The 19596-nt window shown below is 55.8% G+C and carries 20 protein-coding genes; 10 read left to right on the top strand and 10 right to left on the bottom strand.

Annotated elements, in window-relative coordinates; translation table 11 throughout:
* Positions 1 to 158: 158 nt before the first annotated feature.
* The 4 genes from Q4D85_RS11205 to Q4D85_RS11190 all read left to right on the top strand — a co-directional run bounded on the left by Q4D85_RS11205 (position 159) and on the right by Q4D85_RS11190 (position 4185).
* Complete coding sequence (locus Q4D85_RS11205; protein ID WP_303200467.1) at positions 159 to 1091, top strand: DUF368 domain-containing protein; 933 nt, start codon at positions 159 to 161, stop codon at positions 1089 to 1091.
* Positions 1092 to 1385: 294 nt separating this feature from the next.
* Complete coding sequence (locus Q4D85_RS11200; protein ID WP_303200465.1) at positions 1386 to 2369, top strand: ABC transporter substrate-binding protein; 984 nt, start codon at positions 1386 to 1388, stop codon at positions 2367 to 2369.
* Between the two features lie 95 nt (positions 2370 to 2464).
* Positions 2465 to 3394: an amino acid ABC transporter permease gene (locus Q4D85_RS11195; protein WP_303200462.1), complete on the top strand. Its 930-nt coding sequence runs from the start codon at positions 2465 to 2467 to the stop codon at positions 3392 to 3394.
* Positions 3395 to 3411: 17 nt separating this feature from the next.
* The gene (locus Q4D85_RS11190; protein ID WP_303200460.1) at positions 3412 to 4185 is read left to right on the top strand and encodes an amino acid ABC transporter ATP-binding protein; all 774 of its coding nucleotides are present in this window, start codon (positions 3412 to 3414) and stop codon (positions 4183 to 4185) included.
* A 150-nt stretch (positions 4186 to 4335) separates the two neighbouring features.
* Here the strand turns inward: Q4D85_RS11190 and Q4D85_RS11185 are convergent, their stop codons facing one another.
* The 8 genes from Q4D85_RS11185 to Q4D85_RS11150 all read right to left on the bottom strand — a co-directional run bounded on the left by Q4D85_RS11185 (position 4336) and on the right by Q4D85_RS11150 (position 12545).
* Complete coding sequence (locus tag Q4D85_RS11185) at positions 4336 to 5100, bottom strand: sulfite exporter TauE/SafE family protein (RefSeq protein WP_303200458.1); 765 nt, start codon at positions 5098 to 5100, stop codon at positions 4336 to 4338.
* A 51-nt stretch (positions 5101 to 5151) separates the two neighbouring features.
* Complete coding sequence (coaD, locus tag Q4D85_RS11180; protein WP_303200456.1) at positions 5152 to 5664, bottom strand: pantetheine-phosphate adenylyltransferase; 513 nt, start codon at positions 5662 to 5664, stop codon at positions 5152 to 5154.
* A gap of 16 nt (positions 5665 to 5680) precedes the next feature.
* Positions 5681 to 6274 carry a 16S rRNA (guanine(966)-N(2))-methyltransferase RsmD gene (gene rsmD / locus Q4D85_RS11175; RefSeq protein WP_303200455.1) on the bottom strand — a complete coding sequence of 198 codons (594 nt, stop codon included), beginning with the start codon at positions 6272 to 6274 and terminating at the stop codon, positions 5681 to 5683.
* Positions 6275 to 6291: 17 nt separating this feature from the next.
* Positions 6292 to 6504, bottom strand: coding sequence for a biotin/lipoyl-containing protein (locus Q4D85_RS11170; protein WP_303200452.1), 213 nt, complete (start codon positions 6502 to 6504; stop codon positions 6292 to 6294).
* A gap of 25 nt (positions 6505 to 6529) precedes the next feature.
* Positions 6530 to 8653 carry an ATP-dependent DNA helicase RecG gene (locus tag Q4D85_RS11165; RefSeq protein WP_303200451.1) on the bottom strand — a complete coding sequence of 708 codons (2124 nt, stop codon included), beginning with the start codon at positions 8651 to 8653 and terminating at the stop codon, positions 6530 to 6532.
* 3 nt (positions 8654 to 8656) lie between these two features.
* On the bottom strand, positions 8657 to 10759 hold the full coding sequence (locus Q4D85_RS11160; RefSeq protein WP_303200448.1) for a DAK2 domain-containing protein: 2103 nt from the start codon (positions 10757 to 10759) through the stop codon (positions 8657 to 8659).
* A gap of 11 nt (positions 10760 to 10770) precedes the next feature.
* Positions 10771 to 11475, bottom strand: a complete 705-nt coding sequence (locus Q4D85_RS11155; RefSeq protein ID WP_303200470.1) for a uracil-DNA glycosylase — start codon at positions 11473 to 11475, stop codon at positions 10771 to 10773.
* A gap of 95 nt (positions 11476 to 11570) precedes the next feature.
* On the bottom strand, positions 11571 to 12545 hold the full coding sequence (locus Q4D85_RS11150) for a thiamine-phosphate kinase (protein WP_303200446.1): 975 nt from the start codon (positions 12543 to 12545) through the stop codon (positions 11571 to 11573).
* A gap of 148 nt (positions 12546 to 12693) precedes the next feature.
* Between Q4D85_RS11150 and Q4D85_RS11145 the strand changes: the two genes are divergently transcribed.
* The 4 genes from Q4D85_RS11145 (at position 12694) to Q4D85_RS11130 (ending at position 15413) form a co-directional block, all read left to right on the top strand.
* Positions 12694 to 13647: a DUF3515 domain-containing protein gene (locus tag Q4D85_RS11145; protein ID WP_303200444.1), complete on the top strand. Its 954-nt coding sequence runs from the start codon at positions 12694 to 12696 to the stop codon at positions 13645 to 13647.
* A 48-nt stretch (positions 13648 to 13695) separates the two neighbouring features.
* On the top strand, positions 13696 to 14112 hold the full coding sequence (locus tag Q4D85_RS11140; protein WP_303200443.1) for an immunity 22 family protein: 417 nt from the start codon (positions 13696 to 13698) through the stop codon (positions 14110 to 14112).
* Positions 14113 to 14232: 120 nt separating this feature from the next.
* The gene (locus Q4D85_RS11135) at positions 14233 to 15204 is read left to right on the top strand and encodes an SPFH domain-containing protein (RefSeq protein ID WP_303200441.1); all 972 of its coding nucleotides are present in this window, start codon (positions 14233 to 14235) and stop codon (positions 15202 to 15204) included.
* A gap of 11 nt (positions 15205 to 15215) precedes the next feature.
* Positions 15216 to 15413 (top strand): hypothetical protein, encoded by a 198-nt coding sequence (locus tag Q4D85_RS11130; RefSeq protein ID WP_303200438.1) that lies wholly within the window; start codon positions 15216 to 15218, stop codon positions 15411 to 15413.
* A 34-nt stretch (positions 15414 to 15447) separates the two neighbouring features.
* On the opposite strand, the gene Q4D85_RS11125 is transcribed toward Q4D85_RS11130, so the two are convergent.
* Both Q4D85_RS11125 and Q4D85_RS11120 read right to left on the bottom strand, forming a co-directional pair.
* On the bottom strand, positions 15448 to 16551 hold the full coding sequence (locus tag Q4D85_RS11125; protein ID WP_303200436.1) for a D-alanine--D-alanine ligase family protein: 1104 nt from the start codon (positions 16549 to 16551) through the stop codon (positions 15448 to 15450).
* 27 nt (positions 16552 to 16578) lie between these two features.
* The gene (locus Q4D85_RS11120) at positions 16579 to 17577 is read right to left on the bottom strand and encodes an NAD(P)H-dependent glycerol-3-phosphate dehydrogenase (RefSeq protein ID WP_303200435.1); all 999 of its coding nucleotides are present in this window, start codon (positions 17575 to 17577) and stop codon (positions 16579 to 16581) included.
* Between the two features lie 204 nt (positions 17578 to 17781).
* Between Q4D85_RS11120 and Q4D85_RS11115 the strand changes: the two genes are divergently transcribed.
* The gene (locus Q4D85_RS11115; RefSeq protein WP_303200434.1) at positions 17782 to 18795 is read left to right on the top strand and encodes an NUDIX domain-containing protein; all 1014 of its coding nucleotides are present in this window, start codon (positions 17782 to 17784) and stop codon (positions 18793 to 18795) included.
* Positions 18796 to 18850: 55 nt separating this feature from the next.
* A complete protein-coding gene (locus Q4D85_RS11110) occupies positions 18851 to 19594 on the top strand; it encodes a hypothetical protein (protein WP_303200433.1) in 744 nt (247 codons plus the stop codon).
* Positions 19595 to 19596 lie beyond the last annotated feature (2 nt).

The following is a 19596-nucleotide window of genomic DNA, read 5'->3' as shown; positions in this document are numbered from 1 at the left end:
AGAGGCAACGGATTCAAAACCCGTCCAGTGTGAGTTCGAGTCTCACCTGGGGCACAATATAAACTGTCTTTTGCCTAACCGTATGGGTGAAAGGCAGTTTTGCTTTTATCTGTACCTATCCGTAAATACTTCTCCCTCAACTTTAAGGTGTTTGTTTGATGTCAGACACGCAAAAATTGGCGAAAAACTCGCCGCTCAGTCACGTTATCAATGTTATTGTCGGCTGCCTGATTGGCTTGGCAGAAATGGTGCCTGGTGTCTCCGGCGGCACGGTAGCATTGGTCACCGGCATTTATGAACGCGCGATCCGCAACGGTGATGCGTTATTGCACGCGGCTCGCACCGCCATTTTCAATCGGTCGCAGTTCAAACAGGCAGCAGCGAAGGTGGAATGGGTATTTTTGATTTCCATCGGCGCTGGCATGATCGGTACCGTGCTGGCGTTAAGTGGTGTGATGCATCGTTTCGTGGAATTTAGTCCGCAGACGTCCCGCGCCTTGTTCCTCGGCATGGTGGCTATATCGCTGATCGTCCCGATCAAGATGATTGATAAGCAGGATTTCGCCAAGAACCGCTTCGCCGCCATGGCGGTATTTCTCATCGCTGCGGTTGCAATCTTCTTCCTCACCGGCCTTACCTCTGCGGAAAAAACCAACCCGCCACTCATTGTTATTTTCGGCGCTGCGGCTATCGCCGTGTGCGCATTGGTATTACCTGGCATCTCCGGATCCTTTATCCTGCTGTCAATGGGCCTGTATCAGCCGGTAATCGGTGCCGTATCGGAACGTAATCTCGTGGTAATTGGCGTTTTCGTCCTGGGTGCGATGACAGGTTTGGCGTTATTTATTAAGACACTGAAATTCTTGATCACCCACTACCACACGCTCACGATGATGACCATGGCCGGTTTCATGCTCGGCTCGCTTCGCGCGCTATGGCCGTGGCAGGATGGTTCCGCTGGTATCTTGCCACCAAGCAACGATATCGGCTGGTTGTTTGGAATGATGGCACTCGGCGGCGTTATTGCTGGTGGCATCATGGTTTTGGAGCGTTTTACCGATAAGACTGGCACTATCGTCGAAAAGCACTAGCCAGTTTATCTTTCGCCTGCATGGTTACTGATTGTGATCATGCAGGCTTTGCTTTTCGACGCCACCTCCGCGCCTCCCCCACCCCAGGCATCGTGTGATACGGCTGCCTCCCCGCCTAACTTCATGCATATTATCAATGCCTCAAATCCAAGCATTTTCGATAGTTTCGTCCCGAAGCTGCATACAGCCGTCCACCGTTAGCTACGACATTCAGCTAAAACATGGCGGCAATCACAATAGCGATGCGGCGATCACCCTGGGCAAAATACCACTGAATATGATACGGTTATGCGCATGACTTTAGGTACCTTGTCCCGTTCCTCCTCCCGAATTTTCGCCGCCACAGTGTGCGTTTCCGCCGCTTTGCTTACTGGTTGCGTCACGAATACCGAAGGCGGCTCCACCTCTACCTCCGGTTCCGCTGGCGTAAACCCGGCTGATTCCGCCGGATTACCAGCTGCAGAAGGCGGGCTCCCGGATGGTTGGCAGGAGATCAAACCGGCGAAAGTTGATGAGATCGCGGCGATGGTTCCGGCTGATATCGCGGCCGACGGCAAGATCGTCATCGGCACAAATCCCCCCTTTGCCCCAGCAGAGTTTAAAGATCCAAGTGGAAACATCATCGGCTTTGATATCGACCTGGCGAACGCGGTGGCTTCCGTTATGGGCCTGGAGCTTGTTGTCTCGGATCAGGATTTCTCATTGATCCTTCCTGCGGTGTCTGGCGGCACGGTTGATTTCGGCGCTTCGGGTTTCACCGATAATGAAGAACGCCGGAAGAACTATGACTTTGTCAATTACTTTAACGCTGGTATCCAGTGGGCTTCCGCCCCGGATAATCCAGTCAATCCAGACGACGCCTGCGGTTTGACCGTCGCGGTTCAGCGCACCACCGTCTCCGACACTGAGGACGTCACTCGCCGTTCCGAGCAATGCGAAAAGGACGGTAAGAAGCCGATCAATAAGATCGCGTTTGAAACTTCAGACTTGGCAGCCAATGCGGCGATCCTCGGTAAGGCTGACGCTTTTTCGGCGGACTCCCCGATCACCGCTTGGGCGGTGGAGCGTTCCAACGGCCGGATCGCATTAAGCGGCGATATTTTTGACGCGGCTCACTACGGCTGGCCGGTGAAGAAAGGTTCTGAGTTGGCTCCAGCGCTGGCTGCCGCGCTTCAGCACCTCATCGATTCTGGCGATTACGCCAAGATCATGAATCAATGGGGTCTTACCGACGGGCACGTATCCGAAGCACTGATTAACGGTGAACCGGTGAAATAGCCACCACCGATCCATCTGTGTTGCTCGCTTAGCTTCGGTTCAAGCTAAGCGAGTTTAATCTTCATATCTAGTTATTTCTAAAGGATATTCCTTATATGACCACCACTCCTACACCAATTCAGGCAAAGTCGTTGCCGCACCCAGGCCGCTGGGTAGCCGCAATCATCCTTGCCTTGTTAGCACTGTGGTTCGTGTACTCAGCCACCCAGAATGAGGCCTTCGGCTGGTCCACCTACCGCCGGTATCTGCTAGACACCCGTATTGCTGAGGCCGCGATGCACACGTTGGCAATCACGGTTCTTGCCATGCTCATCGGCGTCATTTTAGGCAGCACCTTGGCTGTGTTGCGAATGTCGCCCAACCCGGTGTTGCGGGGATTGGCCTGGTTGTACCTATGGATCTTCCGAGGCACCCCGGTGTACGTGCAATTGGTTTTCTGGGGTTTGGCAGGCGTTGTTTTCAAAACGATCGATGTGGGTTTTACCGAACTTGACCTGCGGGAAATCCTCAAGAACGCGTTTTTCCTCGCGGTAATCGGCTTGGGTTTAAACGAAGCCGCCTACATGGCGGAGATTGTGCGTGCTGGTATTCAGGCAGTTCCGGAAGGACAAACCGAAGCATCCAAGGCACTAGGCATGAGCTGGTGGATGACTATTCGGCGCACCGTCTTGCCACAAGCGATGCGCATTATCATTCCACCTACTGGAAATGAATTCATCTCGCTGCTCAAAACCACGTCTCTGGTAGTGGCAATCCCCTATTCCGGCGAGCTATTCGGCCGATCCATGGACATCGCCAATAGCCTTTTCGAGCCCGTTCCTATGCTGCTGGTGGCCGCGACCTGGTACCTTGCCATCACATCGGTGTTGATGGTTGGCCAGTATTATTTGGAGAAGCACTTTGAAAAGGGCGCCACGCGGGAATTAACGCAACGCCAACTCGCCGCGCTCGCCGATGCCGAAGGCGCCTTGCCGCGCAACGTCAACGTGGTTCCGGAACCACCAGCCCGCCACCCCAACGACTAACCAGGGAAGCTATAACCGTGACTGAAAACGAAACATTAATGATCGATGCGCAGCAGGTATGCAAGTCCTTCTCTGGGTTGGACGTGCTCAAAGGGATTAACCTCCAAGTCCCCAAAGGCACCGTCACTTGTCTCATTGGCCCCTCCGGCTCCGGTAAATCCACCTTCTTGCGGTGTGTAAACCACTTGGAAAAGATCACTGCTGGCAGGCTTTATGTCGATGGTGAATTAATCGGCTACAAGGAGAAGAACGGTACTCTATACGAAATCTCCGAGAAGGAAGCCGCCCGCCAGCGCTCCGGGATCGGCATGGTGTTCCAGAATTTCAATCTGTTCCCGCACCGCACCGCTCTTGAAAACGTCATCGAGGCCCCGATTCATGTCAAAGGGGTTCCCGCGGAACAGGCGAAACAACAGGCGCTTGAACTGTTAGAGCAGGTCGGATTACGGCACAAAGCCGATGCCTACCCCAGCCAGCTGTCTGGTGGGCAGCAACAGCGGGTCGCCATCGCCCGCGCCGTGGCCATGGAGCCAAAGCTCATGCTTTTCGACGAGCCCACCTCCGCGCTTGACCCCGAGCTCGTAGGTGAAGTACTACGCGTCATGCGACAGTTGGCTGCTGATGGTATGACGATGCTTGTTGTTACCCACGAGATGGGTTTCGCCCGCGAAGTCAGCGACCAGGTGGTTTTCATGGACGGCGGTGTCGTGGTCGAGTCTGGAACCCCTGCCGAAGTCATTGATAATCCACAGCACGAACGCACCAAAGCGTTTCTTTCCAGCTTGCTGTAGGTCTTCTTCACCCGAAAATGTACCATCCGCCTTCCTTTTCAATGGGACGGCGGATTTTCTTTAACCCGATCAGCCTTGTTACTGGTTCACTGGGCTATCGTTTTTCTTGTTTAAAGTCAGGGTGAGCTGGCGTCGAAAAGCATTTATGTGTTAAGCGCCAAGGGCGAGGACTCCGCGGATAAGTGCGGTAGCACCGCCCGCCATCGCAAGCCCAACGGCGAGAGTGCGGGCTTTCGTACGGGGAATTTTGGTATCGGCTTTCACGCCTAAGAAAATGCCCCCAACCATCGCGCATACGCCGCCTATCCACACCACGGGGCTGGTGGCGGTAATCGGTGCGAAACCAATAAATCCCACTTTGGCGATAATCGACACTAAACCGGAAACAATGAAGATTGGTTGCAGGGTCGCGGCGAAACTGCGCTGCTCCCACTTCGCGGCTTGGGCGTACACGGTGATGGCGGGGCCTGCGACCCCAGCCAAGGTGTTCATGAAACCCCCAGTAATACCCGCGACGATTGCCGGGGGCCGACCGGTTACCGGCGGTAACAGGTGGGAGCCGAAGCTGACCAAACCAAGGGCGACCAGTAACACCGCGCCTACAAGCACTTGTAGCCAACCGGAACCAAGTTGCTGAATCAACCACGCGCCCGGTATCGCGCCAATGATTAGTACTGAACTAATAAGTCCAAATTTCTGCCAATCCACGAATTTCCGCACAGTCAAGGTGGTCATCGCCGCGTTAACGACCGCTAGGACGTTGACTACCAGGATTCCTGCCACTGGCCCCAGAATCAGGCTCAGCACTGGTCCGGCGACGAGCCCCAAGCCCATGCCGGAGACACGTTGCAGGAATGAGCCGATGAAGACCACCAAGAACACAACCACGCCAAGGCCGAGGCCGGAAAGCACCATAAAGAAAAACCTTTACCAAATAACGAAAACGAATGGGCTACAAACGGAAAACTAGTTTTGATCGGGCGCGTATTTCGCTTTGATGGCTTCTTCGACTTCCGCAGGCAACATGTCCCGAATATCCCCGCCGTATTTCACCACTTCCTTGCACAAGGTGGAGGAAACATGCCCGTATTTCGGGTCGGTCATGAAAAACACCGTATCAACGCCGGTGAGGTTGCGATTCATTTGCGCCATCGGGATTTCGTATTCGTAATCCAATGCGGAGCGTAGCCCCTTGACTATCACGCCGATATTGTGTTCGGTGGTGTAATTAACCAGCAGGCCAGACCACCAATCCACCCGAAGATTCGGAATATCCGTGGTCGCCGAACGCACTAATTCCAACCGCTCATCAATGCTGAACAGCCCGGAGGTTTTATTGGGATTTCCGGTAACCAGCACGACGACTTCGTCGAATTGCGCTGCGGCGCGACGGAAAATATCCAGGTGCCCCATGGTTACCGGATCAAACGACCCTGGGCAAACAGCGCGGTGCGGGGTGGGCGTGACGGGAGTGTCCATTGGTGAGTGTTCCTTTTTAGCTGGGGGTTGAGGTGTCGTCGACTTCGTCACGGTGAAAGACCGCCATGTCCATTCGGGCAATACCGAAAGTGCGCTTCTTGAGTTTTTGGGTGGTGGGGACAAACCCGGCTGGCCACTCGGTGGGCGCCGAATCACGGTGGCGTTCGATGACGACAGCCGCGCCGTCGACAAGCACCGGGATTAACGCCTGAAGCATTTCTATGATCGCGGAATCGGCGAGGTCATAGGGCGGGTCGGCGAGTACCATGTCGAAATGTTCTTTCGGTGCTTGAGCCAAATAGGTCGATGCCCGCATTTCCTCAATCCGCACATGAGGGTGCCCCACCACGGAACAGTTGTGGCGAATCACCTCGCAGGTCTTTGGGTTTGATTCCACCAAAACAACCTCGGCCGCACCCCGCGACGCGGCCTCTAATCCAAGTGCCCCGGAGCCAGCAAATAAATCGAGAACAACGGCGTCTTGAAATCCGAAACGCACCTGGAGGGAGGAAAATAGGCCTTCCCGCGCCCGGTCGGAGGTGGGGCGGGTGCCCTCAGGCGGCACTTTGATCTTTCGTCCGCGTGCTTCGCCGGAGATGATTCGAGTCATTCCCATAATGTTTCGCGTTAGCCTTCCGTTACGATAAGCAATTCTGCCCCACCAATGACATCACCAAAATCCGGTACGCACAGTTTGGACACGATTCCGGGGCCGGGGGCAAGCACTGGCGCTTCTAGTTTTACTGCCTCTACGCTGGCTAGTTCCTGGCCGGTGGTGACTTTGTCGCCTTCGGCTACTTTGAAATGAACGATGCCTGCAAATGGCGCACAGATTTTCATGGCACTACCTTATCAAACTCCCCGATTATGACTTATCTAGATAATCCTGCGCGCGGTCGTCGATGCTGGCGACGAGCTGTTTAGCCAGACTCGGATCCTGCGCGACGATAACTTTCGCGTCAGCATTCGCTCGTTCAATCCACTTAAAGTCACGGACTAAATTGAGGTATTTCACTTTCCGTTTGTTCCCCGATTGGGTTGTGCCCAAAACGTCGCCTTCTTGGCGGTAGAGCAAGTCGATGTCGGCCACTTCAAAACCATCTGTGGTTTGCGCCATGTGACGCAGCCGCAGATCGGCGGGACTGTCTTTGTCGCTGGCGTGGTGGAAAAAACAAATGGATTCGTTACCGCCACGCCCCACCCGGCCACGTAACTGGTGCAGCTGGGACACCCCGAAGTTCTCGGATTCCCGTACCAGCATCACGGTGGCATTGGGCACATCGATGCCGACCTCAATGACGGTGGTGGCGAATAAAATATCGATCTCGTGGTTGGCGAATTGCCCCATTACCTTGTCTTTGTCCTCTGGGTGCATTTGCCCATGCAGCATCCCCACCCGATGGTTTTTGAAAATCCCGTATCCCCAGTTTTGGTACAGGTCTTCCACCCCGCCCTCGTCGGATATGCGGGGACAAACGATGTACGCTTGGTGCCCTTTGGCTACTTCTTCTTCGATCACTTCAAACACCCGCGCTACGTATTTCGGCAGGTATTCCGGCACGACGAAGCTCTTTATCGGCCGACGCCCGCCAGGAAGCTCCTTCAGTATGGAGTGATTCAAATCGCCAAAGAACGTCATCGCCACGGTGCGCGGTATCGGGGTGGCAGTCATAACCAGCAAATGCGGTGTCTTACCGTCTTTTCCTTTTCCACGGAGGTTATCGCGTTGTTCCACGCCAAAACGGTGTTGTTCGTCAACCACGCACAGACCGAGGTTGAAAAACTCAACAGTGTCCTGGATCAGGGCGTGCGTTCCGACCACAATGTCGGCGTCACCAGAGACGATCTTCAGCAGCGCTTCTTTCTTCTTAGCCACAGGCAGCGAGCCGGTGAGCACGACAACCTCGCAGTCGATATCCGCGTGCTGAAGTAAGTCGGTTAAGCTGCGGCCATGCTGGTGCGCCAGCACTTCGGTGGGGGCAAGCAACGCGCATTGCGCGCCGTTTTCCACCGCTTGCAGCATGGCGACAAGCGACACCACAGTTTTGCCGGAACCCACTTCGCCTTGCAGAAGCCGCTGCATGGGGTGGGTTTGAGACAAGTCTTCGGCAATCTCCCACATTACGCGTTTCTGGCCGCCGGTGAGTTTGTACGGCAAATGCGCCATGAGTTTCTTGGCCAAACCGCCGTCGACTGGCATCAGTGCGGGAGCGGTTTTCGATTCCGCGTCCTGCCTGCGTAACTCCATGACCAACGCTAGCGTCAATGCTTCATCGTAGATGAGTCGATTGCGGTACATTTCAACGTTTCCGCCGCCGTCTTGGTGGATTCCCCGTAAGGTGGCGTCGAAACTCGGTAGGTCATGCGGTGCGAATCTGCCCAGCGGATCTGGAATAACATCGGTTTTACGCAACACTTCATGGATGGCTCCGAGAATGCGCCAGGTCGGCATCGATGATTTTGCCGGATAAATCGGGATGCTATCGAGATTTTCTAATAACTCTGTCACATCGCCGTCCTCGCTATACGCCTGCAGGCTGCGAAGTGCTGCGGTTCCTTTTGTACGATTGCCGTGTCCGGGCTCGGGCAGCACGATAAATTCCGGGTGTTGCAGTCCCGGCTGGCCCCGGAAAAACTTGACTTTTCCGGTGAAGATAGCCCGTACGCCGACCTGGAGCAGCCGTTTGACCCACGTTGCGTTGAAAAACGAGGCGTTAAGCGTGCCTTCTGGGGTAGCTATAGCGACGGTTATCACCTCACCGCGTTGGGTGGATCGGGCTTGGACCCGCGCCACGTCGCCGACGCAGGTAACAATGTCGCCTTCGTGGCAGTTTAATGCCCCCACTCCTTGGCCTTGGTGGGCGTAGGTTCGCGGGTGGTGGGCAAGTAATTCAGACGCTGTTGTGTACCCCAGTGTTTTTGCAATTGCTTTGGCTTCCTTGGCGGGAAGTAGTGTTGCAAGTGCGCGGTCGTCGTCCCAGCCCAGCATGGTTTATTCCACCCCGATTTCGATAAGCGCGCCCAGTCCGTGAACGTGGTAGCTGACAACATCGATACCCAGGTCAGCACTAAATTTCGACTCCTGGAAATCCGCCGCCGCAGTATCGTCGATAAGCACCGTGATTTGTTCGGCTGCTGCTCCGTTTCGGTCGCGGCTAGCGATTAAGCTTTTCGACGCCGCAACCGCCGCGGCAGTCAGGGTATCCGTCACCGTGCGGATTTCGTTTTCGATGCGCACCACCCGTTCGCCGCCATCATCTTCTATGACGGCGGTCTGAATATCCGCCACTGTCTCACCCATGGCATAGGCATCAACGGCCAACGGCTGATGTGGATCATGAACTGCCAAAGCAACCAACCCTTTGAGCAGGGAGCCAGTACGCAGGATCGTGATTGACGTGTCAAAGGCATGACTGGATTTCTCAACGCTGATGAGCTCGGTTTTTGTCAGCAATCCATTGGGCAATAGGATTATCTCGTCGCTGCCTGCGGCCCACACGGCTGCCGCGATGGTGGTGACAATATCACTGGTCTCTGTTTCTCGCTCCACCACCACAGCACCTGCTTCTTCGTAGAGATCGACAAGGGTACCGGCAGGTGCTACGGCGATCACATGTCGTTTAACGCACTTGGATGCGGACTGCTGTTCAGGTGTCGGTAATACCTCAAAGTGCAAGTTGGATACTGTGCCCATCCGGTACGCTAGTTCAACGATCGCCGCCGCACTGGTGGTGTGGATATGCACCGTGCCGGAGGATTCAGTGATGGGGGCGATAATCAAGCTATCGCCGGAATCTTTGAACACCCGCCGGATTTCATCGAGATCGGCATCCTCAATGAAAAACATCACTTCCATGTACTGCCCGGCGCGATAATCGGCGGTTTGGCTGGGGTGGTCATAGCTGTTTGTGCGTGGTTGTTCTTCGGTTTCGGCGCATTGTAATGTCTGGTCTTCAGCGTCAACCTGTTGATATGCGTGTTGGTGTGTGTGTTGGTCTTTGTGCTTTTCTGCTTGTTCAGGTGTTTGGGTGTCGGAAACCTGGTCGGTGTTGTTGTCGTGGTCGGGTGATTGGGCGGGTTGTGGTGGGTGTTTTTCCTCGGTGTTGTGACGTGCTTGAGGTTGCGTGGTCGCGGGGGGTATTTCTGTTGGTCCCGGGTTTGCTGCGCCGGTGATAAAAGGTGGCGTGCTGCTGAGGTTATTGGCAAGAAGTAGTGCGAGTTCGCCGGGTTGCCCGAATTCGCGGTGGCGGGGTGTGGTGCGCGTCTGGTGTCCGACTGCGCCGACTATCCGTGCGTTGGTGAGCTGCCCCAGCATGAAGATGCTGCCTATGTGGTGGGAATTATCCGGTTGGGGTGTGCGGGGTGGTGTGGGTGATGGTGAGGGTGGTGGTTCGTGTGCTGGCGGTTGTGGTGTGTTGTGTGGTTGTGTGGCGGGGTCGTCGGTTGTGGTTGTGGGGTCGGAGGGGGTGGCGCTGCTGGTGGTTAGTTCCGCGCGTAGTGATTCCAGTAGAACCACCAGTCCTTTTCCGCCTGCGTCGACCACGCCAGCTTCGCGTAGTGCGGGTAATTGGGAGGGGGTTTTGGCCAGTGCGGTTTGGGCGGCGGCGGTTGCTTGGGTTACGACATCGCTAAGCCGGGAGCTGGCCGTTTGTTGGGCTGCGACGGCGGCGGCGCGCAGTACGGTGATGACGGTTCCTTCGACTGGCTCGGTGATGGCTTTGCGGACGAATGTGTTGGCGGTGTCGAGTGCTTGGATGACGCAGGTGCCGTCGATAAGTCCGTGGCTTACGGATTGTGCTAAGCCGCGTAGGACTTGGCTGAGCACAACGCCGGAGTTGCCGCGTGCGCCTTTGACTGATCCGACGGCAAGCGCGGAGGCGACGGCGGAGACGTCGGCACGCGATGTGGCATCGAGTTTTTCCACTTCGGCGAGTGCTGTCTCCATCGTGTGTGCCATGTTCGAGCCGGTGTCGGCGTCGGGGACTGGGAAAACGTTGAGTTTGTTGATCTCTGAGCGACGGGCGACCAGTTCGGATACGGCCCGTTTGGCCCAGCGGTGTAGTCCGGGGCCGTCTAAGTACTCAACGTGTGCCATAGAAAGTTATCTTACAGTTGCCACTGAACTGGTGAGGCACCCATTTCGGTTAGATAGCGATTGGCGTTACTAAATGGTTTGGATCCGAAGAAGCCGCGGCTTGCCGAAAGCGGTGATGGATGTGGTGATTGGATGATCCGTACGCTTGGCGACGCCGCCAAGGCTGGTGCCAAGCTTTGGGCGTCTTTGCCCCATAGGATGGCAACCATTGGTGTATTGCGTGCTACTAATCCGTCGATCACGGTATCGGTGATCTTTTCCCAGCCTTTGTTTCGGTGGGTGCCTGCTTGTTTGGCGCCGCCGCGTACCGATAGGACGCGGTTGAGGAGCATGACGCCTTGGTCGCTCCAGCCGCTTAGGTCGCCGTTGCCTGGCCGGGGTACCCCCAGGTCGGATTCTAATTCTTTGAAGATATTAATGAGGCTTTTTGCCAGTGGGCGGACGTCTGGTTTGAGGGAGAATGACAGTCCCATGGCGTGTCCTGGTGTCGGATAGGGGTCTTGTCCGACGATGAGGACTTTGACGTCTTCGAATGGTTGGCGGAATGCACGCCATCGGTCGGCTTCGGGTGGGAATACGTCGATTCCGGCGCTGGCTTCGGCGGCGAGGAACTCCCCCACTTTGTTGATGTCGTCGGCGACAGGTTCGAGGATTTTTCGCCAGCTGGGGTGAATTTCGAGTGTGTCGAAGTATTTCCCTGCGGCCGCGTGCAACATCACTGGCGATAGGCTGGCTGCTTCCTGGGGTGTGAGGTGGGTGTCAGTGTCGCCGAATGGGACGTTGGCTGCGTTGAAAAGATCGTTAGTAGTCATTAAAAGCTTCCCCAACCGCTGGTGTAGAGCGGTGTTTTGTTGTCGACGGTTGTTTCTCCCATTGAATTATGGCGTACTACGGTTCCGATTTCTCGAAAACCGGTAGGTGCTGGCCCGAAAGTTGTGCCGATCAGTGTGTGGTCTTCCCCGCCAGCTAATACGAACTGCCACGGGTCAATTTCGAGCAATTCCGCTGCTTCGGTAACCAATGGGCTGGGTGTGATGGCTGCTGAGTGTAGGTTGATCGTGACGCCCGATTTCTTTGCCATGGTGTGGACGTCGTGAATGAGTCCATCGGAGTTATCGGTCATTGCGGTTACTCCTGCTGAGCGCGCCACAAATCCGCGACCGGGTGGAACGGTGGCCGCGCAGTGCGCTTGAATGAGTGGATCAAATTTCGCTGGTACCCCGCTGCGGCCGAATCTGTTTAATAGAGCGTAGCCTGCCGCTGATTCCCCGATGTCGCCGGTGGCGACCACTGCTTGACCTGGGCGGGCGTAATCGAGCCGAAGTGCTGGAAGTGATCCGCCTAATTGGCCGATCCCGGTGATGGAGACGACGATGCTGTCGCCGTCGGTGACGTCGCCGCCAACGAGCTCTGCGCCGTAGTCGCTCATGCGTTCTGCGATGCCGCGCGCCAATTCGCTAACGAAGTCGAGGCGGGTATAGCTGGGGGCGGATAGGGCGAGGAGGACTGCCACGGGTCTGGCCCCCATCGCTTCGACATCGGCGAAGTTTTGGGTAATAGCCTTTCTGCCGATCTCCGCTGGGCTGGACCAGTCGCGCCGGAAGTGGCGACCTTCGACCAGCATGTCGGTGGAGATTACTGGCCGGGAATTGGGGGCGAGGTAGTCTAAGACTGCGGCATCGTCGCCGTTTCGGGTGCACGGCGCTTGTTTGATGATAGCGTCGATGACAGCCTGTTCGCCGACCTCCGCACAGGTGGGTTTTTTGGTTTTAACTATGCGCGCCACTACTTGGTTACTTTCTTAGTATGGAATGTCCATTCCTCATTATTACTGATTGGTTGCCGGAGTTCCCAGCAGTTGCTGTAGGTGAGGTGATTGTCGTGTTTTCCTTTCGGTGCGGCTATGTCACGGTTACCGGTTACACTCATAAACTATGAGCACTGAGGATTCTTCGTTTAAGAAAACCCCCATCATCATCGCCCTGGTTCTGGGCGTGTTATTGGTTATTGGGGTGTTAATCGGCGCCAAGGTTGTTTTCGATAAGGCGGCCTTGCAGCCGGTAGCGATGGCTACGTTGGATACGCCGGAGGCAAACTCTGAAGAATGTGCTCAGTTTTTAGCGGCGCTTCCGGATACGGTCATCGGGCACCGCAGGGTCGGTATTGTCGATCCGGCACCGCCCGGCGCGGCCGCGTGGAAATCGTCGTCCATAGAGCAGGTTACGGTGCGGTGCGGGGTGGAATTGCCGTTCCAGTATACGGCCCTTTCCACGCTTGACGACGTCTCAGGCACGTCGTGGCTTACCGTTGTCGATGCCACTCCGGGCTCGTCGATGCGCACGATGTACGCGGTGAATCGGAACAAGGTTGTGGCGGTTACCACTGATGAGCAAGGGTTGGGATCACACACAGCGATTGATCTTGCCACTGACCTGGCACCAGCTATTGAAACGCTAGCGGTGTCCGATCCGTCGCCGCATCCGATTCCGCTTGCGACGGTTGATAGTGATCCCGCTACGGCACAACAGTGCGCTGAATTGCTTGCTGATCTTCCGGAATCCATCGGCACCGAAACTCGGTATACCCGGGTAACGGATGTTTCATTGCCGGATCAAATGGCAGCGTGGCGCGCCCGCGATCGCGAGCCCATTGCGTTACGCTGTGGGGTTGGTTTTCCAGAAAACTACGCGGCGGGTGCCCGGCTCCAGCAGGTTAATGAGATTGCCTGGTTCGAGGACACAGTACTTGGTAACGGTACCACCGCCGCCACCTGGTATCCGGTGGGCCGGGACATAAATATTGCGGTGTCGATGCCGCAATCCATCGGCAATCCTGCCTTGGTAAGTTTAGGCGACGTTATAGCCACACACACGCAGGAGACCCAGTAGTAGCCGAGCAGCTCAGGGCTGAACTCGGAACCGACCAACCAAAGGAGCATGGAAGTAATGGAACCGTGGGAAGAATTTGATCGCTCCCATTTGTGGTTATTCCTCCAACCAGTAACGGAGCAGGAATTCGATGACTATGTGGAAGAGCAGTGTTTAACGCCGGAGCAATATGCAGGTACGAAACCACTGCCTGAACCTTCTGGTTTTAGCCGGGATGCCGGTTTGGACGAGTACGACCCAGATTTCGCGCATTTTCAGTACTGTGGACCGAATACTCCTGTCGCTGAGCTTTTCGACGACACCGACGTGTCAGAGGATAAGATCCCTGGGATCATTTCTTCCTGTATGGACAACGGCATTAGCCATGCCACGGCGGTGTGTTTGCTGTCTGATTCTTCTCATTCTGATACCCCGTTTACCGAGCGCAACGGCTTGGTGTATATCGGCGAATTCGATATGGATTAAGTGGTGTTCCGGCGGGATTCTTCTGGTTGTAGGCCTTCTGATCCATCGTCCGACCCTCACGGCCAAAAAGTGATATCATTTAATTAATTTGATATCACTTTTATTTGTCAGGAGGTTGACATGGGCACCCCTACAGCCGCCACCCAAGATCCACTGGCTACTGCCACCCCAGTGGGACACGGTGGGGCTATTGTAGACATCACTGAGCAACGAGCATGGAGCCAAGGCGCCGCAGCCGCCGGCGTTGCCATTGCCGCCGGAATCGTCTTCATCATCATCGCCGGAAATCTCATCGCAGGTGCCACCGCCCAAACCGAAACAGGCACCACGGCAATCCCCCGGCTTGTCGTCGGAATTGTCCTCGTGTTCGCGACTGCGGCGATCTTCAGCATGGTTCGCATCATCAATCCGGGTGAAACTAAAGTCGTGCAATTCTTCGGCCGCTACATCGGAACCGTCCGGCGAACCGGCCTATGCTTAGTGCCGCCGCTGTGCACCACCACCAAGGTCAGCGTCAAGGTGCGAAACTTCGAAACGAACGCCATTAAAGTCAACGACCTCAACGGAAACCCCATCAATATTGGGGCGATCATCGTGTGGCAAGTCGCCGACACCGCAAAAGCAATTTTCGCAGTGGAAGACATGGATGAATTCATCCACTCCCAATCCGAATCCGCGCTTCGCCACGTTGCCACCACCCACCCATACGACTCCGCGGACGTCACCACCGTGCCATCGCTGTCCGGTTCAACCGATGTGGTTTCGGCGGAGCTCGCGGAAGAAGTCGCCGCCCGCGCCGCTATCGCTGGACTAGAAATCATTGAGACCAGGATCTCCGCGCTGTCCTATGCGCCCGAAATCGCCCAAGCGATGCTGCAACGGCAACAAGCCTCCGCCATCGTCGACGCGCGAGAAACCATCGTCGAAGGCGCCGTAGGAATGGTCAAATCCGCTCTCGACCAATTGGAGCAACGTGATATTGTCGATCTCGACCCAGAACGCCGCGCCTCAATGGTGTCTAACCTCTTAGTCGTTCTGTGCTCAGATACCGCCACCCAACCAGTGGTCAACACAGGTTCCCTCTACACATAAAACAACCGGTAATGGCTCGAAAAAACGTCCCGCTTCGCATCGACCCTGCGGTCTACGACGCAATCGCAGCCTGGGCGAACCAGGAAATGCGCAGCGTCAACGCTCAGATCGAAGTCATGCTGCGGGAGAGCCTGCGGAAAGCCGGACGGCTTCCAAAAGACACCCAGGAAATCCCCCGGCGCGGCCGTCCCCCAAAAACCTCTGCTTAGCTTGCCGACGTATCAAGCGTCGACAAGCTCAGTGCTAGTGTTCACCCAGCGTAAGCGCACGCTGGATTAATGTGTCCAGCAACTCTTCGTAGCTTATGCCCGTGGCCGCGAATACCTGCGGGTACATCGAGATCGGGGTAAAGCCAGGCATGGTGTTTATCTCGTTTAAGACCGGGCCTGCCGCGGTGACGAAGAAATCCACCCGGGCCAAGCTCACGCAGTTCAACGCCTTAAACGCCTCCAATGCCAACGATTGGATAAGCGCCGTCGTTGCCTCGTCGAGCGGTGCCGGGATTAAGGCGGTGACAACATCGTCGAGATATTTGGTATCAAAACCATAGAAACCTTCGTCGCCAGAATTGGTATCGACCAATTGGGCAGGAACGGAAGTGACCAGCGTACCGTCGGGGCGTTCCAAGACACCGCACTCCACCTCAGCGCCGACGATTTCTGCTTCGACGATCACTTTGGTGTCGTATTTATGCGCCTCTGCCACCGCAGCGTCGAAGTCCTCCCAGCTGGCCACTCGGGAAATACCAATCGAGGAACCACCCCGTGCCGGTTTAACGAAAACCGGCAGGCCCAGCATGTTTTTATCAGCCTGGGTCAATTCTTCTTCGCCGCGCAGGATTACTTCCTTGCCAACCGGCAAGCCTTCGGCCGCCAGTAGTTTCTTGGTGTATTCCTTATCCATGCCGCACGCGGAAGACAACACTCCCGAACCGACATAAGGAGTGCCGGAGAGTTCAAGCATGCCTTGGATGGTTCCGTCTTCGCCGTAAAGGCCGTGCAGCACTGGGAAAATCACATCAACCGTGGCGTAAATGGTGCCGTCACTGTAACGGAACTGCCCTTTGGTTTTAGGATCAATGGATAAAGACACTTCTTGTTTGAGTTCCACTTCCGGCATGACCCGGTCTTTGGTTTTGAGCTTGTCTAGATTCTCTTCGCCCACCGTCCACGTGCCATCGTGGGTGATACCGATGGGAAACACTTCGTAAACCGCCGGGTCGAGATGCGCCATGATCGCACCGGCCGACACACAGGACACGGAGTGCTCGGAGCTTCGGCCACCGTAGATTACGGCTACTTTAATGCGGTTTTTGGTTGGCTGAGAAGAATCAGAATGTAGGCTCATGCCGATCTACTTTACTATCCAACGTGATTATTCCGACTTCTTGGTGCGCCCCATGAGGGCCGACACCATATCGTCAACCGCAAGCCCTTTGTGGCACACCCCATAAACCGCCTGTGTAATGGGCATTTCGACGCCGAGACCGGTAGCTAATTCGAAGATCGACGCGGAAGACGTTACCCCCTCCGCCACCTGTCCGTGGGTAGCCTGCCGCGCCTGGTCAAGAGTGCCGCCCTGGCCAAGCCGATGGCCAAAACTGCGGTTACGCGATAGCGGCGAAGAACAAGTAGCAACCAAATCCCCTAATCCAGCAAGCCCGGCAAACGTGCGGGGATCGGCACCCATAGCCACACCCAGCCGGGTGATCTCCGCCAACCCCCGGGTGATTACTGACGCTAGGGTGTTTTCACCCAACCCCCGCCCGGACGCCATGCCGCACGCCAAGGCGATGACGTTTTTGCAGGCACCGCCGATTTCGCAGCCCACAACATCGGTATTGGTATAGGGCCGGAAATACGGTGCGCCGACAGCTTGCTGCACCAATTGTGCGCGCTTTTCATCCGAACACGCAATCACAGTGGCCGCTGGTTGTTGCTCCGCGATCTCGCGGGCGAGGTTGGGGCCGGATAACACCGCGATCCGGTCTTGTTCTATACCAGCCACCTCGGCGATCAGCTCGCTCATGCGCAGGTACGTACCCTTTTCTATGCCCTTAGCCAGGCTGACAACCGTTGCGGTTTGCGGGATTGACTCAGCCCACAACGTCAGGTTGTCTCTTAAAGTCTGGCTCGGCACCGCTAGCACCACAATGTCAGCACCTGACAAGGCCGACCGGTAGTCAGCGGTTGCGGTGAGGGTGGCAGGTAGTGCGATATCGGTGAGGTAGTCCGGATTGCGGTGATTGCGGTTGATTAAATCAGCCACTTCTTCGCGCCGGGCCCATAAGGTGACATCGCTTCCGGCGTCGGCAAACACTTTGGCCAGCGTTGTTCCCCACGAACCAGCCCCCATTACCGCTACTGTTGCCATGTTGTCCTCCGTGCCTAGTGAGTTCGTGAGTGTCCTCATCCGGTTTTGCAGTCGAATGTTTCGTTTTACCTTACCTAAAGAAACTTCAGCGTTTTTACGATTCATCTCCACACCCCACCATCGCACACAATGTGCGGTCTTATATTGGGTACCTCTAGTGTTATTTCTACAAGCATTTTCGGCAGAGATAACAAGGAAACCACCATGGCTGACGTATCGAAAGAATCACCCACCACCCAGCAGCTTCCACCGAAGCCCCAGACGGGCGAATTTTTAACTGGTCGGTTTCAGGAAATTCCAGCCGATGTTTCCGCCGGTATTCACCGCCCGGTGTTCGCCGCAGGCGCAGTGCTGTGGCGACGCGGCGACGCTGGCGAATTGGAGTACGCGTGTATTCACCGCCCGTTTTACGACGATTGGTCCTTGGCAAAGGGCAAGGTCGATCCCGGCGAATCCTTAGCGGTAGCTGCGGTTCGGGAGATCGCCGAGGAAACTGGATACCGCGTCCAATTGGGAAAGCTCTTGGGCCGAGTCGTCTACCCGGTACACAACCGGACCAAAGTGGTGTATTACTGGGCCAGCGAAGTACTTGATGGCGAGTTCCACCCCAACGACGAAGTTGATGAAATCCGGTGGCTGCCGCGTGATTTAGCGCTAGAATTGCTCACCTATCCGGCCGATAAGCAGGTACTCGATAAAGCCGCCAAACGCTGTCTGACACCAACAACCGCACGCCTTATTCTGGTTCGGCACGCGAAAGCGCAATCGCGCGACACCTGGAATGATGACGACCACCTGCGCCCACTGACAAAAAAGGGAGAACGCCAAGCACAATTCCTCGCCCCGCTGGTGGCCGCCTATCATCCCGATCGGGTGGTTTCTGCCCCACCGGTTCGCTGTATTGACACCGCCGCTTCAATCGCGAACCACATCAACCTGGATACTACCGTCGCCCCTGAAGCTGGCGACGATGCATGGATCACCTCGCTCGCACAGTGCCAACAATGGTTTAGCGACCTTATCAACACTGGCGGCACCAGCGTCGTGGTTTCACAAGGGCTATTAATCCCCGATTTAGTCGCCTGGCTGTCAGCTACTGGCACCTTACCGATGGATTCATTTCCCGCGAAGAAAGCCAGTGTGTGGGTGTTGTCCTTTGCTGACCAGGCGTTAACCGGCGCGGACTATTTCGCCACGCCGCTTCCGATACGGGAATAACACTTACGCAAAACCACGCAACGTACCCCATACGCTCTGTTACCATCTTGGAAATATGCCCCGCCTTACCACCCTTTCTGAGTCAATTGTCCCCTACCCAGAGCCACAGTCCGTATTTGTTGGTTCCGAAGAGGACATCGCCCAGGCAGCAAAAATTCTGCTTCCCTTGCTGTCCATCGATCTATCTGCAGTTGACCCGGAGCTATCCGGGACCGTCCATTTGGTGTGTCCCGTTGAGCACAACGGTGCTTCCCTCCTCGGCGAAGGCACGGAAAAGTATCACAGTACCTACGCGTGTACGAACTGGGTTGGCTTTCGCCTCACCGACGACAACCGATATGAGTTTCTCGGCGACTGGCGCTATTTCCACTCCCTAAACCCGGAATCCCCGATTGCCCACGATCCGGATTTTGTGGGGTTCACAAAAGAATCGCAGAAAAGCTACCAAAAGCACAAGCAGTTCTACCACAAACACGGCGTACTCGGCCGCCGTATTTTCGGCAAACCGTTCGGCCTTAAACATCCCCGTACCAATCCGTTGCCTTTTCTCGACGTTTGGCACGAACCACCATGTGTGGGGAACTGGCAGTATGCGGGATCCTTCCCCACCCGCGACATAACCGTGGACACGGAATCAGGTACAGAAACCGCAACGTTCCCGATTACCGACGATGGTCGCCCATTTCGTTTCATCGGCGCAGTCCCCGGCTACAGCTATTTTGATTTTGGCCCCGATGCGATCTTGCTATTTTTCGACCCCGAAACCCGCATCGCCCTTTTAACCTTCGACTGGACCTAGCC

The sequence above is a fragment of the Corynebacterium sp. genome (genome assembly GCF_030532965.1).
Classification (GTDB): domain Bacteria; phylum Actinomycetota; class Actinomycetes; order Mycobacteriales; family Mycobacteriaceae; genus Corynebacterium.
Note: the sequence above shows the minus strand (reverse complement) of the source record. Positions and strands in the feature narration are given on the sequence as shown.